Genomic DNA, 19,213 nt, shown 5'->3' with positions numbered 1-19,213 from the left:
GGGGGTATCGTTGCCTGTATTCATCTTTCTTGTCTTCCTGATAGCGGCTGTGTTGTGGCTTTTGCTATCGTTCGCATTCATCCCGATCGGCAGGCTGATAAGAAAGTGGTACGTCACTATACCAAGGCGGAACAGGCCGATCTGGACATCAAAACCTCTGTCAACAAGATCGGAGAGATCGTCAATTTGTCCCAAGAGCTGAATACCAAGCTGTGGGATGAGCTGAACGGTGGCAAGACCTATGAGGAGGTGGAAGAGCTGTACTGCGACATTGCCAAGCTGGATGTTTTGAGTGGCATTGAGATTGACAAGGCCAAGCGCGAGTTCGCGGTGGACAGTGTGGCTGAGATCAAGGCGCTGAAGCGGAAGTATGAGGCTACCTATGGAAACCATTTGAGAACCGTTCAGAACAAGAATGACAGTATTCATGCAGACAATATGGAACGCCTGATTCCTTGGTGGCTGGAACAGCGTCTTGGGAGACGGGATGATGTAGTTTTCCCGGAGGCGGAATATTATGAGTTTCTGTACTTTAATGTCTGCGGATACAAAATTTGCGCTACACATGGAGATCTGGACAATGTAAAGAGCGCAGGTCGCACACTGAATACACTATTTGTGAAGAAATATGGTTCTGAGATTGACTATGTGATTCTTGCCGATAAACACCACAAAGAAGAATTTGAAGAGTTAGGCATCGAAAGCATGGTTGTCAGGAGTTTGTGCGGCACGGATGAATATGCTAACGGGAAGCGTTTGTATTCAACGCCCGGACAGCTGATGATGGTGTTTAAGCCCGGAATGGGTGCGGACGCTTGTTACCAGATCAAATTGAATTGAACAGGAGCGATAGCGCGTGATCAAAAGCGATTTGGTCAATGCTCTGGCTGAGATGGATTACTGCAAGAACCAGGTGGGTGAAGTAATTAGCGATATTTTCAGGGTGATTGCAGAGGCACTTGTGGAAGGAGAAAAGGTCACGATTCGTGGCTTTGGAACTTTTGAGGTGAAAACGAGAAAAGGGCATCTGGTTCAGGATGCCCATACTAAGCAGAAGAAAATGATGGATGATTACCAGACGATAGTTTTTAAGCCTGGTGATAATCTGAAAGATGCTGTGAAGTATCGCGACGCCGATAGGCTTACTCTTCTGTCCAGAGCAGAAAAATAAAATGAAAAATTTAATGAGTTGCTATTGACAATGAGAGAAAGCTGTGGTATAGTATGAACATAGCAACGCATTAAAACATTTGTTGGTGAAGTACAGGATAAAATAAATTGTTTTGTTTACCAACTATGGACTTGTTCTTTGAAAACTCAATCTTTCAATCATGCTTATTACTAACTCAGTGAACAAAGTGTGTCAGCGCTCTGAGGTATGGGGTAATTTCAGTCTGATCTGCGAGGGATACCTTTCAGGGAGGGCTGCTGCTGTGTAGCGATACATGGTGGGTAGGCGGAAACCGCCAAGAAAAACTTATAGCGCCAAGAGTTGTCGCTTTGTAATGCACAGAACTTTCGGGCGAAGCAATAGACGCTCCTGTGGAGAATAAGCCTTTGGGATTACGGTGTGGCAGCTGTAACGACGGAGGTAAAGCCAATAATTCGCTCCTGTCTTGATGTCGGAGAAATCCGGCTATAACGAAAGTCGCTGGTTAGAGTAGCCGTAGGACAGAGAGAAGATGATCTTTTTATAATGCAAATTGGATTGCGTTTTGTAAAAGTAAAATTTCTGAACGAACGGTGAAATTTACGGGTAGGCAATCCCGTGCGGGAATAAGCGGACATAGAGCCGTGTAGGAGACTGGAACATCTCTGGGGTAAGAAGTTAGGGGTCGCGCCCCGAAGCTCAGACTTATCTTCCCGGTGGCAGAAAAACGAAGAAGGCAATGGAGGTAGGGTGAAGATCCAGTAATAAGTATGATTGAGAGATTGAGTTTTTCAAAGCAACACATAAAAAGATTTGGGGCCATAGCTCAGCTGGGAGAGCGCCTGCCTTGCAAGCAGGAGGTCGGGAGTTCGATCCTCCCTGGTTCCACCAGTAAGATGTGTTGGATATGTTGACGATTGTGCGGTTCAGCTCATTACTTTACTGCTATTTTAGTCAAAATCCTATCAGCTGCAGATGAGGTTCTTCGGACGCACATCGTAAATCGGGATATAGCTCAGCAGGTAGAGCATACGATTGATAATCGTAAGGTCGGAAGTTCGACTCTTCCTGTCCCGACCATAAACCTTGAAAGGTAAATATGGGGTCGCAATGGGTTCGACGGGGTTTTGAGAATGTGATGTTCGCAGGTAGAAGACCGCCTCAAGGCTTAACCAAAATAAAATGACGACACTACTGTTGTAATGATCCATCCCGCACTGGCTGCTTGTGTAGCAGAGGGGATTGCCGCCTAATTGACGGCTGGAACCAAAACAATGCACTTGTACGGAAGGGGCATTTGAGGTTAAAGAATCCGTACATAAACAGTTTCCTTGTTCTGTAACAAAATAAGGTGGTGGAGGTGTGCCAAGCCGGTACGCCCTAAGTGTAGATTTGACAGTATCGCAAGCAACTTTCCGCAAGGAGAAAGCTGAAACACTGTCTATTGCGTAAGAAGACATCTCATATGTAGGAATTTCGGACAGGGGTTCGATTCCCCTCGACTCCACCATATAGAGGATGTAGTGCTAATGGATAACACGCCGGCTTTGGGAGCCGGAATTGCGGTTCAAATCCGACATCTTCTACCATCTTTGGGGCACTTACAGCAACATTAACAAAACTTGTATAGGTTTCAAGAAAAAAATGTGCCCTATAAAATACGGAGACGCTAACAGCAACTTAACAAAAAAATCAAAGCTATTTACATTTGACAATAAAATGCGTCTTCAAATATTGGCCCGTAGCTCAGTTGGTAGAGCGCCTGACTGTTAATCAGGATGTCGCAGGTTCGAGTCCTGCCGGGTCAGCCAACAATAACAGGCGTAATGCCGTTTACCCTTGGGAGACCGGGGTTATATATTGCGGGGTAGAGCAGCGGTAGCTCACCAGCCCCATAAGCTGGGGGTCGTGGGTTCGAGTCCCACCTCCGCAACCATGCCCGCCTCACGAACAGAGCGGAGACTGTAAACTGAATGAGGAATAGAAACCATCGTATCTGGCAGCGGTGATTTGCAGGTTTAGGAAATCTGATGACGAGCGGAAAGACGCTACACCCAAGGCTTTTGACCAAGTTAGGTTTGGGTTGAAGAAAAACTGGCGGAGATCCATTACTCCTGAACTGGTGACGCTTCGCAAAGACGAAGATTGCGCCGCAAGCGGCGCATATGTCCGGTTAGCTCAGCTGGGAGAGCATATGCCCTACAAGCATGGGGTCGGCGGTTCGAGTCCGTCACCGGACACCATAAATGCAGGCGTAGTGTTTAACGGATAGCATACTGGTCTTCCAAACCAGGGGTACGGGTTCAAATCCCGTTGTCTGCTCCATTTTAATATGCGGGTATGGCGGAATTGGAAGACGTGCGGGATTTAGGTTCCCGCGCCGTAAGGCGTGTGAGTTCGATCCTCACTACCCGTACCACTGGGGCACTTACAGCAACTTATTTTCTGGAATCAACTGTTAATTGATCAAACCAAAACAGTGCTCCGTATATATGCCGGCGTGATGGAATTGGTAGACTTGACGGACTCAAAATCCGTTGGTAGCGATACCGTGTGGGTTCGAGTCCCACCGCCGGCACCAGCTTTTACGCGGGGGTGGCGTAACTGGCAGACGCATCAGGCTTAAGTCCTGATATCGTGAGGTGTAGGGGTTCGAGTCCCCTTCCCCGCACCATATTACAGCTGGCAGCATGACTGGAGATGGCTCCAGCATGGCTTCATAAGCCGTAAGACGCAGGTTCGAGTCCTGCTGCTGCCACCATATGATGCCGTAGCCAAGTGGTAAGGCTCTGGGCTGCAACCCCAGGATCATAGGTTCAAATCCTATCGGCGTCTCCATATTGGGGTATCGCCAAAATGGTTAAGGCACAGGACTTTGACTCCTGCACTACTGGTTCGAGTCCAGTTACCCCAGCCAAAAAAATAAATGCGGTGGCGGAATAGACAGACCCCACGGGCCGCGTAGCGGCTGACAGTGCTCAGTGCAACTAAACCAGCTTGGGGGTCAACTGGTAAAGCCTAATGCTGGATAGGTAATAGTAGACGCTTTATGAGCGATTGGGTAGATAAGCGTGGAAGTATCTTGGTAGCCCCAATTACACAGAAAGCTATTACTCCAATGGCGGAGTTATCAATACTGAGCTGGCCGATGTAGATGGCTCTTATGGAGAAAATGATAACGGGATTTTCTTCTTCACGCCCGATGGCAAGTATGTAGAGTGGACGGGTACTTATCTTTATTCCGATATTCCTTTTGAACTGGATTCGCCCACTGTACTCGTCCAGGGGGTGCAGTGATGACTAAATCGGAGAAGCTGATTGCCCTTATCGTCGCCATCGTACTTATCGCAGGTATTGGTTCCGGGATTTTCTTTGGAGCTACCCATGTAGGCAAGGCCACATGGAACCTCTGGTTTGGTTCTATCCAGAAGGTGGATGATGCCACCAACTATGAAACCTTAAAAAGGGTTGAGGATACCTGCCGTGCTATGATTGCCTCATACGAAACAGATCGTCTTACTTGGGAGCAATACAAGTCCAGTAATGATGAAGAAAAGGTTGGATGGGCAGAACAGGCAAAAATGCGTGCAAATAAAACCGCTGCCAGCTATAACAACTATATCCTCGAAAACTCCTATGTTTGGCGAAATAATGTTCCTGAAGATATCCGTTCAGAATTGCCATACCTGGAATAACAAGCTTAGCAATATTTGAGGTGTAGACCAATGGCGAACAATGTGAAACTCTTTGATACATATGGCGTTTTATATATCGGCACAAACGAGTTCTTTTTTGATATCGAAGACCTTCGGATTATTCAAAGCCGTACTAACTGGTATGTTGACAAAGGTGGATATCTTACCAGCAGCTATTTTTATGCCGGCATCCGACGCATTGTTCGCTTTCACCGAATTGTTATGCACGCCGCCCCCGATGAATACGTTGATCATAAAAATCGCAAGCGTTACGACAACAGAAAAACTAATCTTCGCTGTTGTAGTTATACTGAAAATAACCGAAATCGAGGTTTATGTTCTACAAACACCTCTGGTGTGATTGGCGTATCTTTTGATAAACGAAGAAATAAGTGGACGGCCAGTATTACAATCAATCGCAAAAAACTCTTCATTGGTCGTTTTGAAAGCAAAGAAGCTGCTATATCAGCCCGCCTCAAAAAAGAGGTTGAGTTGTTTGGAGACTTTGCTCCGCAACAAGCATTATACCTTACCCGGATTGAGGAGGTTTATTATGAGCAAATTGAGAACAGATCTGCATGATTATCTTATCTTCTGTGTCAACAACGGTATCGACGATCCCGGTAAGTTCAGTGAAGCCGTGTTGGACGCCGCCAAAATCCTTGAACGTATCTGCACATATATTGAAAAACATGGCACCATCTCTCTTTCCTGTGGCAGCGAGTGGATGTACCAGAGTGACAGAGGGCAGATAGACGCCTTAGATCTGGTTAGCAAGATCTTGGATGATTTGGAGGGATACGCCGAAAAGGAGAATGAAAATGAATAGCTTCATCAATCGTTCTAAAATTGAAGTTGGCGAAGCATCAACCTGTATCGTTAATCGGGGTTATATCCAGCTTAACGGTAAAATAATCCCTCCCCCTCCGGGCAGACGTGGCTTACGCACTACAACTACTATTATTCACAATCATATCTATGTGAATGGTTATGAATATGTTAATGGAAAATGGAAGCGCACGTTGAAAGCCTTTTTATATTATCTGTTTTGAATAAAGAGGGATTGATTATGGGCGAGTGTGGAAATTGCTCTTTCTGGAATAGTGAACAATGGGTTATGAACAAATACGGAGAGGGCTGCGGCATATGTCAGTTAGATGGAAGCATTAGGTTTTGCTCTCACCGATGTCCTTTCTGCAATGTTGATGATAAGGAGAACAGTAATGGCACAACTTTATAAAATGACGCTATATGTGTGTGACCTGGAAGAAAATCTTTCCTTGAACGAGATCAAGAGGCTTATTAAAGACGATGCTCTTGATGGTATTTCCACCAGTTGTGTTACACACTTTTCCAACGAAAAAGTTGGTGCTCATGTAGACTGGGATGACGATATCGACATCAATTATACAAATTCTACTACGGAGCAATGGGAGAAGTATTTTGACGATAATTCTCATCGTATTTTGTGTGACAAGGGTAATGGTGTATGTCCAAATTGTCACCGACTTGATAACATAGATCCTCTTGCAAAATATTGTAGATACTGTGGTACGAAACTTTCTGAGGAGAGCCACATATGAACAAAGATTACACATTCACTATGAAAATTTGCGACAACGAAATTGATCAAGACAACGAGCGCTTTTCATCTAATTGTCTTGATCGGCTTGCACAGTTATTTATTGGTAAAGCCGGTTATATTGGTGGTAGTCAACTTTCTAAAATTGTATCTGTCGAGGTAGTAGAGGAAGAAGATCGATGGGCCACCATGCACGAACATTATAAATGGCTGAAAGCAACGGCAACAATTCCGAGAACCTGTGAGACTGAAGAACTGATCCGGCAAATTGAACTCGGAGAAAGATATAAAGTCAATATCGGATGCGCCGTGAATACAAAGACTTGTTCTATTTGCGGGAATACAGACGGTCGATGTAACCACAAACCAGGTGAATACTACGGCGGAGCGCTTTGTTATACAACACTGGACGATCCGACTCAAGTTTATGAGTGGTCGTTTGTAGATCAAGAAAAGAAGGTGTCGAATTTGAATAATCCAAGAATTTGCGAAATTCTGGGAGTCGAAATTGGGGAAGAGTTTACTTATCCCGGAATGAGTTGTAGCTTCAGGATTACGGAATCTGGATTTATAAAATGTAGCGATGGGGATATAAAAATGTGCGTCCCAACGCTTATTAACTTCCCCGAAAAAATCATTCACCTTCCTCATTGGACAACCGAGGAAGTGAATAGAGCACAAAATTTACTTGAAACTATTGGCGATGGGGAACTCAAACAGGTTGGCGATATGACAACGCTTAAAGTAGATGGGAAGATTATTTACTTACGCAAGGGTGCATTTCCTACACTCAAACCTGAACGAAGCACAACCCTTTCCTCGATTGCTAAGGTGTAAAATGAAATTTAATATAAACAAGCTACGTTCTTGGGGATTGCGTTATCTGGTATGTGATGAATCAGGACAGGTATGGGCGCATGAAAAACCACCAGTCCGAGTTCAACCAGCCTATACTGTTGGGTATTGGCGAATTGCCGATTGTTTCTTAGCTCCAAAAGTACATTTCGATTCATCGGACAAAGAGTGGAAGAGATATAGAGACCACTGGGCAAACATAACGCACTACAGGCTAAATGGTCGGCAAGTATGCACTCCCGTCTCAGATTGCCCAATCCAAATTTTATGGGAAGATGAGCCATATGATATGATCGCTCATAATTTGTTTCCCATACAAGATCTGAAAACATTTGATTAAGAGGGTTTTATTATGCTCGATAAAGTAGGTGGCCGGCGTCGAAAACTAACCAAAGATGAGCGCATGGCGGTCTATAAAAAGGCAAATGGGCACTGCGCTTATTGTGGGTGTGAGCTGGAATACAAGGATATGCAGGTTGACCATGTTATCCCTATCAATGGTTGGTCAGAGCAAGGAGAGGATACGCTGGACAATATGCTTCCCGCCTGTAGGAGCTGCAACCACTACAAAAGCAGATCCACTTTAGAAGGGTTCCGCAAAATGGTAGAAAATATGCCGGCTGTTCTCATGCGTGACAGCGTTACATATAAAAATGCTGTTCGTTTTGGCCTGGTCACTCCTACTCCCCACCCAGTCAAATTCTATTTTGAGCAGTTAGGACGGTGATTACAAAGTGGCACAATACAAAATCGGGATAACCGAGGCCGGCGACGCAGGACTCGACCTTTCCTGGACAAGTAAAATGAACCAGGTTGACGGCGCAATTCTTATAACGAAATGTGTCTCACCAGATTTTTACGACGCAGCACTCAAATATAAGGATATGGTAATCATCCATACAACATTCACTGGCTTTGGTCATTCTGTTTTGGAGCCATTTGTCCCAGAGCCATATGATGAATTTGATGCCATAACTGCGCTTATCAATGGTGGGTTCCCTAAAAGCAAAATTGTTATACGGATTGATCCAATTATCCCCACAAAGAAAGGTATTGAAACAGCAAAAAATGTCTTTCTGACATTTATCGATCATGGATTTAACAGGTTCAGAATCAGTTTGATTGATATGTACCCTCACGTCAGAAGGAGATTTAAGAGTGCTGGCTTACCTCTACCCTACGGAGAAAATGGTTTTGCTCCAGACAAACAGCAGATTGCCCAAGTTGACCAGATGCTCCGAGATGTAAAATCATACTTCTCCAGCTCAAAGCCGTTAGATGGTATTCGGATCGAGTCGTGCGCAGAACCTGAATTAACAGCGGCTATTCAATGCGGCTGCATTTCCTCATATGACTTAGATCTACTGGGGCTGCATGATGAAAATGCAGATCAATACGGATTCCAGAGAAAAAATTGTATGTGTTACTCTGGTAAAGTTGAACTGCTCAATCAAAAACATCCATGCGATCATCAATGTCTGTATTGCTATTGGAGACATCCTGGGTGGCAAGAAAGTCATAGCAGAGATATCTCAAATATGCGAGGTGATACCTAATGCCTTGTTATAAATCCGGTGGCTGCGGGACATACGAAATGCTCTCATGCGGAGAGTGTCCGGCCAGCAAACCAGAATACCTTCTAAGAGACAAGCATCCGTGTGATGGGTGTGATCACGGCTGGGGAACTGCAAACGAAAATAGAATTGAAGTTTGCAACGATACCTGTAAAGAGCTGAAAGAATGGAGTGAAAAACAGGCAATGGCAAAGCTTTGTGGTCAATGCAATAAAACAGACGGTATATGCTATACCAGCAATCCGCCAAAGGTTAAATGTACTGTAACTGGGGAATTTCATCTGTACGATGACCAGTGCAATATTAAGCCGCCAAGAATTTGTGATGTGCTCGGAGTAGGGCAAGGAGAGAAATTTTGCATCACATATACATCTCATTCCATAAAGACAACGCGAATCTGCCATATAGATGAGAATGGCAATATTGTAAGCGACGAAGGTAGGCTCCCAGCAGAAGCTTTAAGCCAGATTATTAACTACCCAGAGCGTATTGTAAAAATGACTCCGCTTTCTGATAAGGAAATTGAAGCTATTAAAGCAATCAAGAACCTATTCCCAACTGCGGAATATGTAGAACATATCAAAAACAGCGATATTGTAGGCATTGGCAATAGTGAAAATGGTTGGATTGCCGACATCAACAACGCCCTCTTCCCTTCTCTAAAGCCTGGAGATCACATTGATATCGATGCTGCTTGTAGGAGGTTTGGGATATGAGTAAAGCCTTTATCGTTCTCTGGATGATTTTCTTCCATATCGTTGATGACTATTATCTCCAAGGTTGGCTGGCTTCTGCAAAGCAAAAGCAATGGTGGAAAGAAAATGCCCCGCAGCCTCTATACAAATACGACTACATCTGGGCGCTCCTAATGCACAGTTTCAGTTGGGCATTTATGATTATGCTCCCTATCGCTGTTGCTATGTCGTTCAACATCTCCTGGTTCTTTCTGGTGTACTTCTTACTCAATATTCTCGTCCATGCTTTAGTAGATAATTTGAAAGCAAACCGCAAAAAGATAAATCTATGGCATGACCAGCTCATTCATATATCACAAATAGCCGTCACCGCTATTGTTATGCTGTTCTAAAGAGATAAATGAAAGGTTAATTTTATGAAAGGGTTAATCGTTGCGCTTATCATTTTATGCGGAACCGTTCTGTTAATGTGTTCCGTATATAAACGGATTACCGGGAGCAACTTTCTAAAAGATTTCTTTCGCAATATATTTACGAAAGAATAATTTGGTGGTGATAAAGAGGTGATGTCTATTGATTTCCATTGGCAACATCAATTTTCTATGTGACGAGTGCCCTCTCGGAAAAGATAATGTCCAGAGCAGATATGAACGTCTCTATAAATATGGAGACTGGCAACCTGAATACTGTGGATGCGATAAAATCGGAGAAGAGCATTTCTGGATCGGTGGATTTTGTGAAGATGCTCTCAAATATCCAAGGCCGATAAAGAAAGTTGGCAAGAGAAAGACTGGACGAGCATACCGCAGAGCTATGAGTCGCCACAAGAAAAATCGTCTTCTGAAGATACTAACCTACGGCTATCATCCAGAAGCCGGCTATGTGGACTGGGACTGGGTTAATGGTACTTTTCAGCAAGTTGGGAATCATATCAAATACCCTAAGCATTCTCATAGGCAAGTTTATTGGAAAACCCATTCTAATAGAGTTGTTAGAAGATACCCTGGATGTTTGCCTAAAGGGAATAGTTATCGTAAACTCTTTGAGTATATGTATACAATCTATTAGACATATCAAAAAAACGGGGTGCATCGCACCCCGTTTATAAAGCTTTAGAATCCGAACAAATGTTTTATATCTCTTCGCCAGTCTCTTTATTGATAAATCTACCTTCATAACGGTATCCCAGCGCCTCAGCGATCTCCACCAACTCTCTCTCGCTGAAGTTATCCCGTTTGAACTTCCCACTTAGGTTTTGCGAGGTACAACCTATGGCGGCAGCAAGGTCTTTGACATTCTTATTCTGCTTGATTAAAGCAATGCGGATCTTCTCTGTCATCATGGACTTCCCTCCCCTATTATCTTAATTGTAAACTAATGCGAGAATAAAATCAATGTCAAATTTCAAAAGTAACTTTTAAGCGATTTTATCCCTTGACGAATTTCGCTCCATGCTTTATCATGTAATTGTAGAGTGAATTTATTTCCTTAAATCTTACGAAAGGAGAGAACACCATGGCCGGCCAGAAACGAACTGACAACAAAGGCAGGATCTTAAAAGACGGCGAGACTCAACGCAAGGACGGCAGCTATCGTTTTACCTATACCGACGCCGATGGAAAACGGCATGATGTATACAGCAGGCGGCTCGTTCCAACTGACCGCCTCCCTCCTGGTTGTAAGGATGATCTAAGCCTTAGAGAAAAGGAACGAAAAATCGTCCGTGATCTTGAAGATGGTATCAAAGCAGTCGTAGAAAACAAGGCAACGCTGAACGACCTATTCAACCTCTATATCTCTAATAAACCAGAGCTGAAACAATCCACCCGCGCCAACTATCTCTATATGTATAAGAAGTATGTCCAGGACGATATTGGCAAAAAGAAAATCTCAAGCATTAAGTATTCAGATGTAAAGGCTTATTATAACCGCCTCATCAGAGAGCGAGGATTTAAGCCAAACTCCATGGAGATTATTCATACTATCATTCACCCCGTTTTTACGATGGCCATGCGTGATGGTTATATCCGCATCAATCCTGCTACTGGCGCTATGGCAGAAATCAAAAGGAGTAATAATTGGGAGAAGCCAAAGCGACACGCTCTTACCAAAGCAGAGCAGGCAGCTTTCATCGACTATATCAAGCAGAGCAAAATCTACAACCACTGGCTTCCGCTATTTACCGTCCTACTTGGGACTGGTTGCCGTATTGGAGAAGTCATTGGCCTACGCTGGGAAGACTGCGACTTTGAAGATGGGATTATCAGCATCAACCATAACATGGTGTACAGAAAGTATGATGGCGAATCCAAATCTCGTTTCCATATTGAAACGCCGAAAACAGAAGCCGGCATTCGCATTGTCCCAATGCTGGCAGAAGTCAAAGAGGCATTGCGTACAGAATGGGCAAAACAAGAAATCATTGGCTTTAACGAATCTGTTGTGGATGGGTATACGGGGTTTATCTTTCAAAATCGATATGGAGATCCGCTATCTCCCCACAGCGTCAACCGAGCCATTGACCGCATTTGTGCTGCCTACATTGAAGACGAAACCATCCAGGCCGACAGAGATGGCCGTGATCCTGTTTTGATCCGTCACTTCTCCGCCCACAATCTCCGTCACACATTCTGCACCAGATATTGCGAAGTCGAGAAGAACATCAAAGCAATCCAGGAAATCATGGGACACGCTGATATCGAAACCACCATGAATATCTACGCCGAGGCTACCAAGGAAGTGAAAAAACAGTCCTTTGCAAATCTCGAAGGTAAAATCAAAATATCTTGACGGGAGGGATTTTTGTGGGTAAACTCGTTGACTTATCTGGTCAAACATTCGGTTTGCTTACCGTTTTGAAAAGAGTAGAAGACCGCAAGCCTGGTCGCCCCATGTGGCTCTGTCAATGTGAGTGTGGGAAGACCGTTATTGTGTCATCTACTAATTTGCTCAAAGAAAATGGTACAAAATCATGTGGGTGTTTGAGGCATAAGCAATCTCCTACCCTCATTGATTTGACAGGCAAAGTATATGGAAAACTTACTGTAATCCAGAAAGATACTACCACTGAAAACGGGAAAGCAAGGTGGATTTGTAAGTGTGAGTGCGGGAGCACAGTATCCGTCCTATCAGACAGTCTCAGAAAAGGTAAAACCAAATCCTGCGGCTGCTCCCAATTCCAGCTCAAGCACGACCTTACAGGGCAGACATTTGGCTACCTAAAAGTAATTGAGTCAGTGAAGAATGATCGGATCGCCGGAAATGAAACCAGATGGAAATGCCTCTGCCAAAACTGTGGACGTACAGTGGAAGTAAGCAGCTATTGGCTGCGGCACAGTGATCCATACGGACATTGTAAATGCACCAGATTTAATAAGCCCAAATAAAAGCCCATAGATGGCTCTCAGAGCGTTCCGAAACAAAGGTGGTAAGATTACACTCCCACAACCTCAATCGGCTGTCCTGGGCTATCCTGGGCGACAACACGAGAAAAAAATAGGGTACAGATCTCCGAATTGGATTTCTGTACCCTTTAATCTTTCTCTGACAAAAAAATAGGGAGCCAGCACAAGGCCAGCTCCCTAAATTCAGTCGGATTTTGCTTTTCGGTTCTACCACATTTCTCTGTGGTATTTTCGGCAAATGTGGTAACGCTGTGGTAAGATAAAAACACGATCCAGCAAAAGCACAATATATAGTGTTTGTTTTAATCAAAATCACTCTATATCGTGTGTTTTGAGCGAATTAGTCACCCAAAGGCTTCATCGTGGGGAACAGGATCACGTCGCGGATGGAGTCGGAGTTGGTGAGCATCATGACGCAGCGGTCAATGCCGATGCCCATGCCGCCCGTGGGGGGCAGGCCGTACTCCAGGGCGTTGATGAAGTCCTCGTCCATCATGCCGGCCTCGTCATTGCCCATGTCCCGGAGGGCCAGCTCGTGCTCAAAGCGGCCCCGCTGGTCGATGGGATCGTTGAGCTCGGAGAAAGCGTTGGCAAACTCACAGTGATTGATGAACAGCTCAAACCGCTCGGTGAGGCGGGGATCCTTGGGGGACCGCTTGGTCAGCGGAGAGACCTCCACCGGGTACATGGTGATGAAGGTGGGCTGTACCAGCTTCTCCTCCACCCGCTGGTCAAAGGCCTCGTACAGGGCGGTACCCCAGGTGCGCTCGCAGCCCTCCATATCGATGCCCACGGCCTCCACGGCCTTGCAGGCCTCCTCGTCGTCGGAGATGGCGTCGAAGTCCACACCCACATACTGCTTCACCGCATCGATCATGGTCAGACGGGGCCAGCCGGGAGTCAGATCGATGTCCACGCCCAGCCAGTTCACCTGGTAGGAGCCCAGGATGTCCTGGGCGGCGGTGGACAGAATGCCCTCGGCAATGTCCATCATGTCGTGGAAGTCGGCATAGGCCTCGTACAGCTCGATGGTAGTGAACTCCGGGTTGTGCTTGGGATCCATGCCCTCGTTGCGGAAGATACGGCCGATCTCATACACCCGCTCAAAGCCGCCCACGGTGAGCCGCTTCAGGTTCAGCTCGGTGGCGATACGCATATACATATCGATGTCCAGGGTGTTGTGGTGGGTGATGAAGGGCCGGGCGGTGGCGCCGCCGGAGATGGTGTTGAGGACGGGGGTCTCCACCTCCAGGTAGTCCCGGTCGTCCAGATACTTGCGCACGTGCTTGATGAAGGCGGTGCGGATCTGGAAGGTGCGGCGCACGTCCTCGTTCATAATGAGATCCACGTACCGTTGGCGGTAGCGCATCTCCTTGTCGGTGAGGCCGTGGAACTTCTCGGGCAGGGGCTGGAGGGACTTGGAGAGAAGGGTCACCTTGTGGGCCTTGACGGAGATCTCGCCCCGCTTGGTCTTGAACACCTCGCCTTCCACGCCCACGATGTCGCCGATGTCGATCTTTTTGAACTTGGCGAAGGCCTCCTCGCCCAGCTCATCGATGCGGACGTAGAGCTGAATGCGGCCCTTCACGTCCTGGAGATCGCAGAACATGGCCTTGCCCATGCCGCGCTTGGACATAATGCGGCCGGCGATGGAGGTCTCGGAGCCCTCCAGGGCCTCGAAGTTCTCCTTAATATCGGCAGAGCGATGCTTCACCACATATTTGGTGATCTGGAAGGGGTCCTGGCCCGCCTCCTGCAGCTCTTTGAGCTTGGCGCGGCGGATCAGTCGCTGTTCGGACAGATTCTGCTCTTCGGGCTGATTGACGCTTCTCTCTTCAGTACTCATTGCTTTTGCTCCTTACTTTTGAATCTCTAGGATACGATACCTTAATACACCGGCGGGAGCCTCCACCTGGATCTCCGCGCCTACCGCGCAGCCCAGAAGGGCTTTTCCGAAGGGGGAATCCTCGGAAATGCGGCCGTTCATGGGGTCGGCCTCCTGGGAACCCACCACCTGGTAAGTCTCCTCCTCCTCAAACTCCAGGTCCAGCACCTTGACGGTGGAACCCAAACGGACGGAGTTGGGGTCGCTCTCATGCTCCTCGATAATCACATAGTTGGCCAGGATGTTCTCCACCTCCGCAATGCGGGAGTAGAGCTTGCCCTGCTCGTTCTTGGCCTCGTCGTACTCGCTGTTCTCAGACAGATCGCCGAAGGAGCGGGCTTCCTTGATCTGATCGGCCACCTCTTTTTCACGGACGGTTTTCAGATAATTCAGCTCCTGTTTCAATTCCTCCAAGCGCTCAGCGCTGAGTTTGAATTCTTTCGCCATGTCGATCGCGCACACCTTTCCTTGATTGCTTTTACTCTATCAGGATGGAGCCAATACGGACTCCCATAAATTCAGAACGAAAACACTCCGCTACGTTAATACGATATTATATGTAGTTTACCACCTCCTGTCAAGTTAATAATTTGGTATTAGGTGGCAGAACGTTGAGCTGCTCCTGACCGATCCGTCCCTCCTCCCACAGCAGGGCCAACAGGGGGAGCCGGTCCAATCCGGAAGGCAGCGTTTTCCCTCTGATGGCAGGCAGAAAGCCCGCCAGATCGGGTATGGGACCGTACAGTCGGAACACCGTCTCCCCTTCCGCCGCAGACGGGCCGAAGCACAGGGTCACATCGGCCTCCACCCTGTCCGGAGGACGCACCGCGGCCCCAAACTCCGCCCTCAGCCAGGCGGCCAGTTCCTCCCCCTCCTCCCCGGCGTCTACCACTAGATCCCGCACTTGGGAACATAACTGCTCTGCCGCCCGGAACAGGGCGGGACTCACCTCCGGCCCGGACAGCAGCACCGCCGCCCGTTCCGGCTTCCGGTCCCGGCAGCGCAGGGCCGCCAAGGCCAGCGCAGGGGCCAGCATCTGACAAAAGGCCTCTGTCTCCACCGAACGCAATCCCGCCTCCTCCAGCGCCTCCCAGCAGGGAAATTCCGCCTGGGTCAGCACCCGGCGCACCCCCCTCCGGACCAGCTCTCTGGCTCCCCGGGCTACCCGCCGTAGCCTGGTCCGCTCCCTCATCCCCTCCCGCACCGGCACTGTGGCCCGCTGACAGGGCAGTCCCAGCAGCCAATCCCGTTCCACCCGGACTCTGCGGCCCTTTTCCGCCTTCCATTCCATGATTCCCACCATAATGTCACCTCGCCTACAGCCTATGCTTTTTCCTTTCTGGTATTCCGCTCTACTTTTCCGGCTCTTTACAATGCCTTACCTTGATTTTGCACACCTTTACCGTAGGATGATAGCGCTTAATTTTTCCTTCGGGTATGATGCATATGTCTCTGGAGAGATTCAGATTGAACCTGATTTTGGAGGAATCAAATATGAATTGGAAGCGTCCCCTGGCGATCACCCTGGCCGCGGCGTCCTTCGGCACCGCTCTGGCCGCCTGCAGCGCCCCCGCCGCCACCGCCCCCGAAGCCAGCGCTACCCCTACGGTGGAGGCACAGAACCTGTCCAACCAGTCCGTCAAAACCCCAAAGTATGTGTTTCTGTTTATCGGCGACGGCATGAGCTATCCCCAGATCCAGTCCACCGCCGACTACCTGGGTGCTCTGAATGACGCCGACTACTGGCAGGCCGAGCCCAGTCTGGACGACAACGGCGGCGCCGTTCTGGACGGCCCCTCCTATCTGAACTTCATGAACTTTGAGGCCGCCGGTTCCGCTGTTACCTATGACTCCAACAGCTTCTGCCCCGACTCCGCCTCTACCGCCACCTCAATTTCCACCGGCCACAAAACCTATTCCGGCACCATCAACATGGATGAGACCGGCACCACCCCCTATGAGACCATCGCCGAGAAGGTCCACGACCAGCTGGGCATGAGCGTGGGCGTCATCTCCTCCGTCAACCTGAACCACGCCACTCCCGCCGCCTTCTATGCCCATCAGGCCAGCCGCAACGACTACTACGAGATCGGCCTGGAGCTGGTGGATTCCGGCTTTGAGTATTTTGCCGGCGGCGGTCTCCTCAAGCCCACCGGCGCCGACGAGGACCAGGAGGACCTGTACGCTCTGGCCGAGCAGGCCGGCTACAACGTGGTCAAGACCCAGGCCGAGGCCGAGCAGGTCACCGAGGGTCCTGTGATCATTGTTGACGAGCACCTGGCCGACGGCGACGCCATGGCCTACGAGCTGGACCGCACCGACGATATGTGGTCCCTGGCCGACCACGTCTCCAAGGGCATTGAGGTGCTGGAGCAGGATGAGGACGGCTTCTTCATGATGTGCGAAGGCGGCAAGATCGACTGGGCCTGCCACGCCAACGACGCCGCCTCCTCCATCCACGATACCAAGGCTCTGGCTGACGCGGTGCAGGTAGCCATCGACTTCGCCTCCGAGCATCCCGAGGAGACCCTGATCCTGGTCACCGGCGACCACGAGACCGGCGGTCTGACCATCGGCTTTGCCGGCACCGACTACGACACCTACCTGAACCTGCTGGAGTCCCAGAAGATCTCCTTCGCCAAGTATGACAGCGACTATGTTGCCGCCTACAAGGAGAACAAGACCTCCTTTGAGGATGTTCTGGCCGACATCGAGACCCTGTTTGGCCTGAAGACCCAGGGCGAGGAGGGCGACAAGCTGGTACTCACCCCCTACGAGCTGTCCCAGATCAAGACCGCCTATGAGAAGAGCATCAACGAGACTGCCACCGGCATGGATGAGCAGCAGGAGTATGTGATGTACGGCACCTACGAGCCCCTCACCGTCACCATCACCCACATTCTGAACAACAAGTCCGGCGTGTCCTTCACCTCCTACAGCCACACCGGCCTGCCCGTGGCCGTGCTGGCCCACGGTGTCAACGCCGAGCAGTTCAACGGCTACTACGACAACACCGAGATCTTCAACAAGCTGGCCGGTATGCTGAACGTGCAGTAACTTCCTCTTCCCTTCCCACCCCCGCTTACAGACAGCAAAAAGGGTGCGGCTCATGCCGCATCCTTTTTGCCCATACGAAAGGACCGATCCGTTTCATGACATCCCTTCTCCTGGATTCCAATAAGCGCCGCTACTACGCGCCCCTTGCCATCTGTCTGGCCCTGATCCTCTTTCTGATCCTGATCCCCACCGGCTTTGAGGGAGCCCTGCAATATCAGCAGGCCGACCGCTGTACCGCCCTGGTAACGGCGGTGGACGACTCCGCCATCATCGACACCGGCCTGGTCCGCTCCGGTGAGCAGCGCTGCACCCTGGAGCTGCTGGGCGGTCGCTTCAAGGGCCAGACTGCCACCGGCGTCAATATGCTCAACGGCTCTCTGGAGCAGGACAAGCTCTTTGCCCCCGGCGACAAGGCCATGGTTGTGGTAAGCTACCAGGGGGACGAGATCATCTCGGTGACCATGACCGACCACTATCGCATCGGCAAGGAGGCCATCCTGGCCGGCATCTTCGCCGTGTTCCTCATTCTCTTTGCCGGACGCACCGGCGTGCGGGCCATCGCTTCCTTTGTACTGACGGTGCTCATGCTGTGGAAGGTGCTGGTCCCTCTCTACCTCAACGGCTGGAATCCCATCTTTATGGGCCTGCTGGTAACCCTGGTGCTTACCCTGCTCATCATCGCCCTGGTCTACGGCTTTGACCGGCGGTGTCTGTCCGCTGTATCCGGCGCCTTTCTGGGTGTGCTGGTGACCTGCGTACTGGGCATTCTGTTTACCGACCTGTTCCAGATCCACGGCGCAGTGATGGCCTACTCGGAAAGCCTGCTCTATGCCGGATATCAGGATCTGAACCTGACCCAGATCTTTATGGCCTCCATCTTTATCGGCTCCTCCGGCGCGGTGATGGATCTGAGCGTGGATATTACCTCCGCCGTCCATGAGGTGGTGGAAAAGCGGCCCGACATCTCACGCTGGGAGGCGGTGCGCTCCGGCATGAATGTGGGCCGGGCCGCCATGGGTACCATGACCACCACCCTGCTGCTGGCCTATTCCGGCGGCTACATCGCCCTGCTGATGGTCTTTATGGCCCAGGGCACCCCCATCTGGAACATCCTTAACTATAAATATGTGGCCTCCGAGATCGTCCACACCATCGTGGGCTCCTTCGGTCTGGTCTCGGTGGCTCCCTTTACCGCCCTCACCAGCGGTTTCCTGCTGGCTGGCCGTAAAAAACAGATGTCCCTTGAGGAGGCGGAATAATCCGCCTCCTTTTTTGTTGAGCTCTTGCTTTTTTTCCAGTTCCGGGGTAAAATATTG

The 19,213-nt window shown here is 49.0% G+C and carries 19 protein-coding genes, 13 tRNA genes and 1 other RNA gene; 29 read left to right on the top strand and 4 right to left on the bottom strand.

Features of this window, described 5'->3' with window-relative positions:
- Nucleotides 1–54: 54 nt before the first annotated feature.
- From B5F94_RS05885 to B5F94_RS05765, 26 genes are all read left to right on the top strand, one after another.
- A complete protein-coding gene (locus B5F94_RS05885; RefSeq protein ID WP_143383252.1) occupies nt 55–840 on the top strand; it encodes a hypothetical protein in 786 nt (261 codons plus the stop codon).
- 16 nt (nt 841–856) lie between these two features.
- Nucleotides 857–1,171, top strand: coding sequence for an HU family DNA-binding protein (locus tag B5F94_RS05880; RefSeq protein ID WP_143383251.1), 315 nt, complete (start codon nt 857–859; stop codon nt 1,169–1,171).
- A 794-nt stretch (nt 1,172–1,965) separates the two neighbouring features.
- Nucleotides 1,966–2,041, top strand: a tRNA-Ala gene (locus tag B5F94_RS05875).
- A 113-nt stretch (nt 2,042–2,154) separates the two neighbouring features.
- A tRNA-Ile gene (locus B5F94_RS05870) sits at nt 2,155–2,230 on the top strand.
- Between the two features lie 21 nt (nt 2,231–2,251).
- Nucleotides 2,252–2,660: a transfer-messenger RNA gene (gene ssrA, locus B5F94_RS05865) on the top strand.
- Nucleotides 2,661–2,664: 4 nt separating this feature from the next.
- Nucleotides 2,665–2,735, top strand: a tRNA-Pro gene (locus tag B5F94_RS05860).
- A 150-nt stretch (nt 2,736–2,885) separates the two neighbouring features.
- Nucleotides 2,886–2,961: transfer RNA gene (locus B5F94_RS05855), tRNA-Asn, on the top strand.
- Between the two features lie 50 nt (nt 2,962–3,011).
- A tRNA-Met gene (locus tag B5F94_RS05850) sits at nt 3,012–3,086 on the top strand.
- Between the two features lie 231 nt (nt 3,087–3,317).
- Nucleotides 3,318–3,393, top strand: a tRNA-Val gene (locus B5F94_RS05845).
- Between the two features lie 5 nt (nt 3,394–3,398).
- Nucleotides 3,399–3,475: transfer RNA gene (locus tag B5F94_RS05840), tRNA-Gly, on the top strand.
- A gap of 9 nt (nt 3,476–3,484) precedes the next feature.
- Nucleotides 3,485–3,569 (top strand) — tRNA-Leu (locus B5F94_RS05835).
- A 75-nt stretch (nt 3,570–3,644) separates the two neighbouring features.
- A tRNA-Leu gene (locus B5F94_RS05830) sits at nt 3,645–3,731 on the top strand.
- 8 nt (nt 3,732–3,739) lie between these two features.
- Nucleotides 3,740–3,824: transfer RNA gene (locus B5F94_RS05825), tRNA-Leu, on the top strand.
- 10 nt (nt 3,825–3,834) lie between these two features.
- Nucleotides 3,835–3,911: transfer RNA gene (locus tag B5F94_RS05820), tRNA-Met, on the top strand.
- Nucleotides 3,912–3,914: 3 nt separating this feature from the next.
- A tRNA-Cys gene (locus B5F94_RS05815) sits at nt 3,915–3,988 on the top strand.
- Nucleotides 3,989–3,991: 3 nt separating this feature from the next.
- Nucleotides 3,992–4,067 (top strand) — tRNA-Gln (locus B5F94_RS05810).
- Nucleotides 4,068–4,446: 379 nt separating this feature from the next.
- Nucleotides 4,447–4,845, top strand: a complete 399-nt coding sequence (locus B5F94_RS05805) for a hypothetical protein (RefSeq protein ID WP_087328688.1) — start codon at nt 4,447–4,449, stop codon at nt 4,843–4,845.
- A gap of 30 nt (nt 4,846–4,875) precedes the next feature.
- Nucleotides 4,876–5,427, top strand: coding sequence for an AP2 domain-containing protein (locus tag B5F94_RS05800; RefSeq protein WP_087328686.1), 552 nt, complete (start codon nt 4,876–4,878; stop codon nt 5,425–5,427).
- The gene (locus B5F94_RS05795) at nt 5,399–5,674 is read left to right on the top strand and encodes a hypothetical protein (protein ID WP_087328683.1); all 276 of its coding nucleotides are present in this window, start codon (nt 5,399–5,401) and stop codon (nt 5,672–5,674) included. Before B5F94_RS05800 ends, B5F94_RS05795 begins: the two co-directional genes overlap by 29 nt.
- Nucleotides 5,667–5,897 (top strand): hypothetical protein, encoded by a 231-nt coding sequence (locus tag B5F94_RS16170; RefSeq protein WP_143383250.1) that lies wholly within the window; start codon nt 5,667–5,669, stop codon nt 5,895–5,897. The genes B5F94_RS05795 and B5F94_RS16170 overlap by 8 nt, the downstream gene beginning before the upstream one ends.
- Before the next feature lie 171 nt (nt 5,898–6,068).
- The gene (locus tag B5F94_RS05790) at nt 6,069–6,428 is read left to right on the top strand and encodes a zinc ribbon domain-containing protein (protein WP_087328681.1); all 360 of its coding nucleotides are present in this window, start codon (nt 6,069–6,071) and stop codon (nt 6,426–6,428) included.
- On the top strand, nt 6,425–7,264 hold the full coding sequence (locus tag B5F94_RS05785) for a hypothetical protein (RefSeq protein ID WP_087328677.1): 840 nt from the start codon (nt 6,425–6,427) through the stop codon (nt 7,262–7,264). The genes B5F94_RS05790 and B5F94_RS05785 overlap by 4 nt, the downstream gene beginning before the upstream one ends.
- Nucleotides 7,265–7,634: 370 nt before the next feature.
- Nucleotides 7,635–8,009: an HNH endonuclease gene (locus B5F94_RS05780; protein ID WP_087328675.1), complete on the top strand. Its 375-nt coding sequence runs from the start codon at nt 7,635–7,637 to the stop codon at nt 8,007–8,009.
- A gap of 7 nt (nt 8,010–8,016) precedes the next feature.
- A complete protein-coding gene (locus B5F94_RS05775) occupies nt 8,017–8,838 on the top strand; it encodes a DUF1848 family protein (RefSeq protein ID WP_087328673.1) in 822 nt (273 codons plus the stop codon).
- Complete coding sequence (locus B5F94_RS16165; protein ID WP_143383248.1) at nt 8,838–9,572, top strand: hypothetical protein; 735 nt, start codon at nt 8,838–8,840, stop codon at nt 9,570–9,572. The genes B5F94_RS05775 and B5F94_RS16165 overlap by 1 nt, the downstream gene beginning before the upstream one ends.
- Nucleotides 9,569–9,943: a DUF3307 domain-containing protein gene (locus tag B5F94_RS05765; protein WP_087328670.1), complete on the top strand. Its 375-nt coding sequence runs from the start codon at nt 9,569–9,571 to the stop codon at nt 9,941–9,943. Before B5F94_RS16165 ends, B5F94_RS05765 begins: the two co-directional genes overlap by 4 nt.
- A gap of 740 nt (nt 9,944–10,683) precedes the next feature.
- Here the strand turns inward: B5F94_RS05765 and B5F94_RS05760 are convergent.
- On the bottom strand, nt 10,684–10,893 hold the full coding sequence (locus B5F94_RS05760) for a helix-turn-helix domain-containing protein (protein ID WP_087328668.1): 210 nt from the start codon (nt 10,891–10,893) through the stop codon (nt 10,684–10,686).
- Nucleotides 10,894–11,066: 173 nt separating this feature from the next.
- Between B5F94_RS05760 and B5F94_RS05755 the strand changes: the two genes are divergently transcribed.
- Nucleotides 11,067–12,341, top strand: coding sequence for a tyrosine-type recombinase/integrase (locus B5F94_RS05755; RefSeq protein ID WP_087328666.1), 1,275 nt, complete (start codon nt 11,067–11,069; stop codon nt 12,339–12,341).
- Between the two features lie 954 nt (nt 12,342–13,295).
- Here the strand turns inward: B5F94_RS05755 and lysS are convergent.
- From lysS to B5F94_RS05740, 3 genes are all read right to left on the bottom strand, one after another.
- Nucleotides 13,296–14,801, bottom strand: coding sequence for a lysine--tRNA ligase (lysS, locus tag B5F94_RS05750; RefSeq protein ID WP_087328664.1), 1,506 nt, complete (start codon nt 14,799–14,801; stop codon nt 13,296–13,298).
- A gap of 12 nt (nt 14,802–14,813) precedes the next feature.
- Nucleotides 14,814–15,287 (bottom strand): transcription elongation factor GreA, encoded by a 474-nt coding sequence (gene greA, locus B5F94_RS05745; RefSeq protein ID WP_087328662.1) that lies wholly within the window; start codon nt 15,285–15,287, stop codon nt 14,814–14,816.
- Between the two features lie 130 nt (nt 15,288–15,417).
- Nucleotides 15,418–16,143, bottom strand: a complete 726-nt coding sequence (locus tag B5F94_RS05740) for a hypothetical protein (protein WP_087328660.1) — start codon at nt 16,141–16,143, stop codon at nt 15,418–15,420.
- A gap of 191 nt (nt 16,144–16,334) precedes the next feature.
- Here B5F94_RS05740 and B5F94_RS05735 point away from each other — a divergent pair, with 191 nt between their 5' ends.
- Nucleotides 16,335–17,897 (top strand): alkaline phosphatase, encoded by a 1,563-nt coding sequence (locus tag B5F94_RS05735; protein ID WP_087328658.1) that lies wholly within the window; start codon nt 16,335–16,337, stop codon nt 17,895–17,897.
- Between the two features lie 95 nt (nt 17,898–17,992).
- The gene (locus tag B5F94_RS05730) at nt 17,993–19,156 is read left to right on the top strand and encodes a YibE/F family protein (protein WP_087265957.1); all 1,164 of its coding nucleotides are present in this window, start codon (nt 17,993–17,995) and stop codon (nt 19,154–19,156) included.
- The last annotated feature ends 57 nt before the right edge of the window (nt 19,157–19,213 follow it).

This window comes from Flavonifractor sp. An4 (assembly GCF_002161755.1).
Lineage (GTDB): Bacteria > Bacillota > Clostridia > Oscillospirales > Oscillospiraceae > Flavonifractor > Flavonifractor avicola.
This window is presented reverse-complemented; position numbering and strand designations above follow the sequence as displayed.

Bases quoted from the DNA above. Each gene is read 5' to 3' on its own strand.
- B5F94_RS05805 (WP_087328688.1), top strand. From the start codon at position 4,447: ATGACTAAATCGGAGAAGCTGATTGCCCTTATCGTCGCCATCGTACTT.
- B5F94_RS05800 (WP_087328686.1), top strand. From the start codon at position 4,876: ATGGCGAACAATGTGAAACTCTTTGATACATATGGCGTTTTATATATC.
- B5F94_RS05730 (WP_087265957.1), top strand. From the start codon at position 17,993: ATGACATCCCTTCTCCTGGATTCCAATAAGCGCCGCTACTACGCGCCC.
- lysS (WP_087328664.1), bottom strand. From the start codon at position 14,801: ATGAGTACTGAAGAGAGAAGCGTCAATCAGCCCGAAGAGCAGAATCTG.
- B5F94_RS16165 (WP_143383248.1), top strand. From the start codon at position 8,838: ATGCCTTGTTATAAATCCGGTGGCTGCGGGACATACGAAATGCTCTCA.
- B5F94_RS05755 (WP_087328666.1), top strand. From the start codon at position 11,067: ATGGCCGGCCAGAAACGAACTGACAACAAAGGCAGGATCTTAAAAGAC.
- greA (WP_087328662.1), bottom strand. From the start codon at position 15,287: ATGGCGAAAGAATTCAAACTCAGCGCTGAGCGCTTGGAGGAATTGAAA.
- B5F94_RS05765 (WP_087328670.1), top strand. From the start codon at position 9,569: ATGAGTAAAGCCTTTATCGTTCTCTGGATGATTTTCTTCCATATCGTT.
- B5F94_RS05780 (WP_087328675.1), top strand. From the start codon at position 7,635: ATGCTCGATAAAGTAGGTGGCCGGCGTCGAAAACTAACCAAAGATGAG.
- B5F94_RS16170 (WP_143383250.1), top strand. From the start codon at position 5,667: ATGAATAGCTTCATCAATCGTTCTAAAATTGAAGTTGGCGAAGCATCA.
- B5F94_RS05740 (WP_087328660.1), bottom strand. From the start codon at position 16,143: ATGGTGGGAATCATGGAATGGAAGGCGGAAAAGGGCCGCAGAGTCCGG.
- B5F94_RS05790 (WP_087328681.1), top strand. From the start codon at position 6,069: ATGGCACAACTTTATAAAATGACGCTATATGTGTGTGACCTGGAAGAA.
- B5F94_RS05735 (WP_087328658.1), top strand. From the start codon at position 16,335: ATGAATTGGAAGCGTCCCCTGGCGATCACCCTGGCCGCGGCGTCCTTC.
- B5F94_RS05760 (WP_087328668.1), bottom strand. From the start codon at position 10,893: ATGATGACAGAGAAGATCCGCATTGCTTTAATCAAGCAGAATAAGAAT.
- B5F94_RS05785 (WP_087328677.1), top strand. From the start codon at position 6,425: ATGAACAAAGATTACACATTCACTATGAAAATTTGCGACAACGAAATT.
- B5F94_RS05795 (WP_087328683.1), top strand. From the start codon at position 5,399: ATGAGCAAATTGAGAACAGATCTGCATGATTATCTTATCTTCTGTGTC.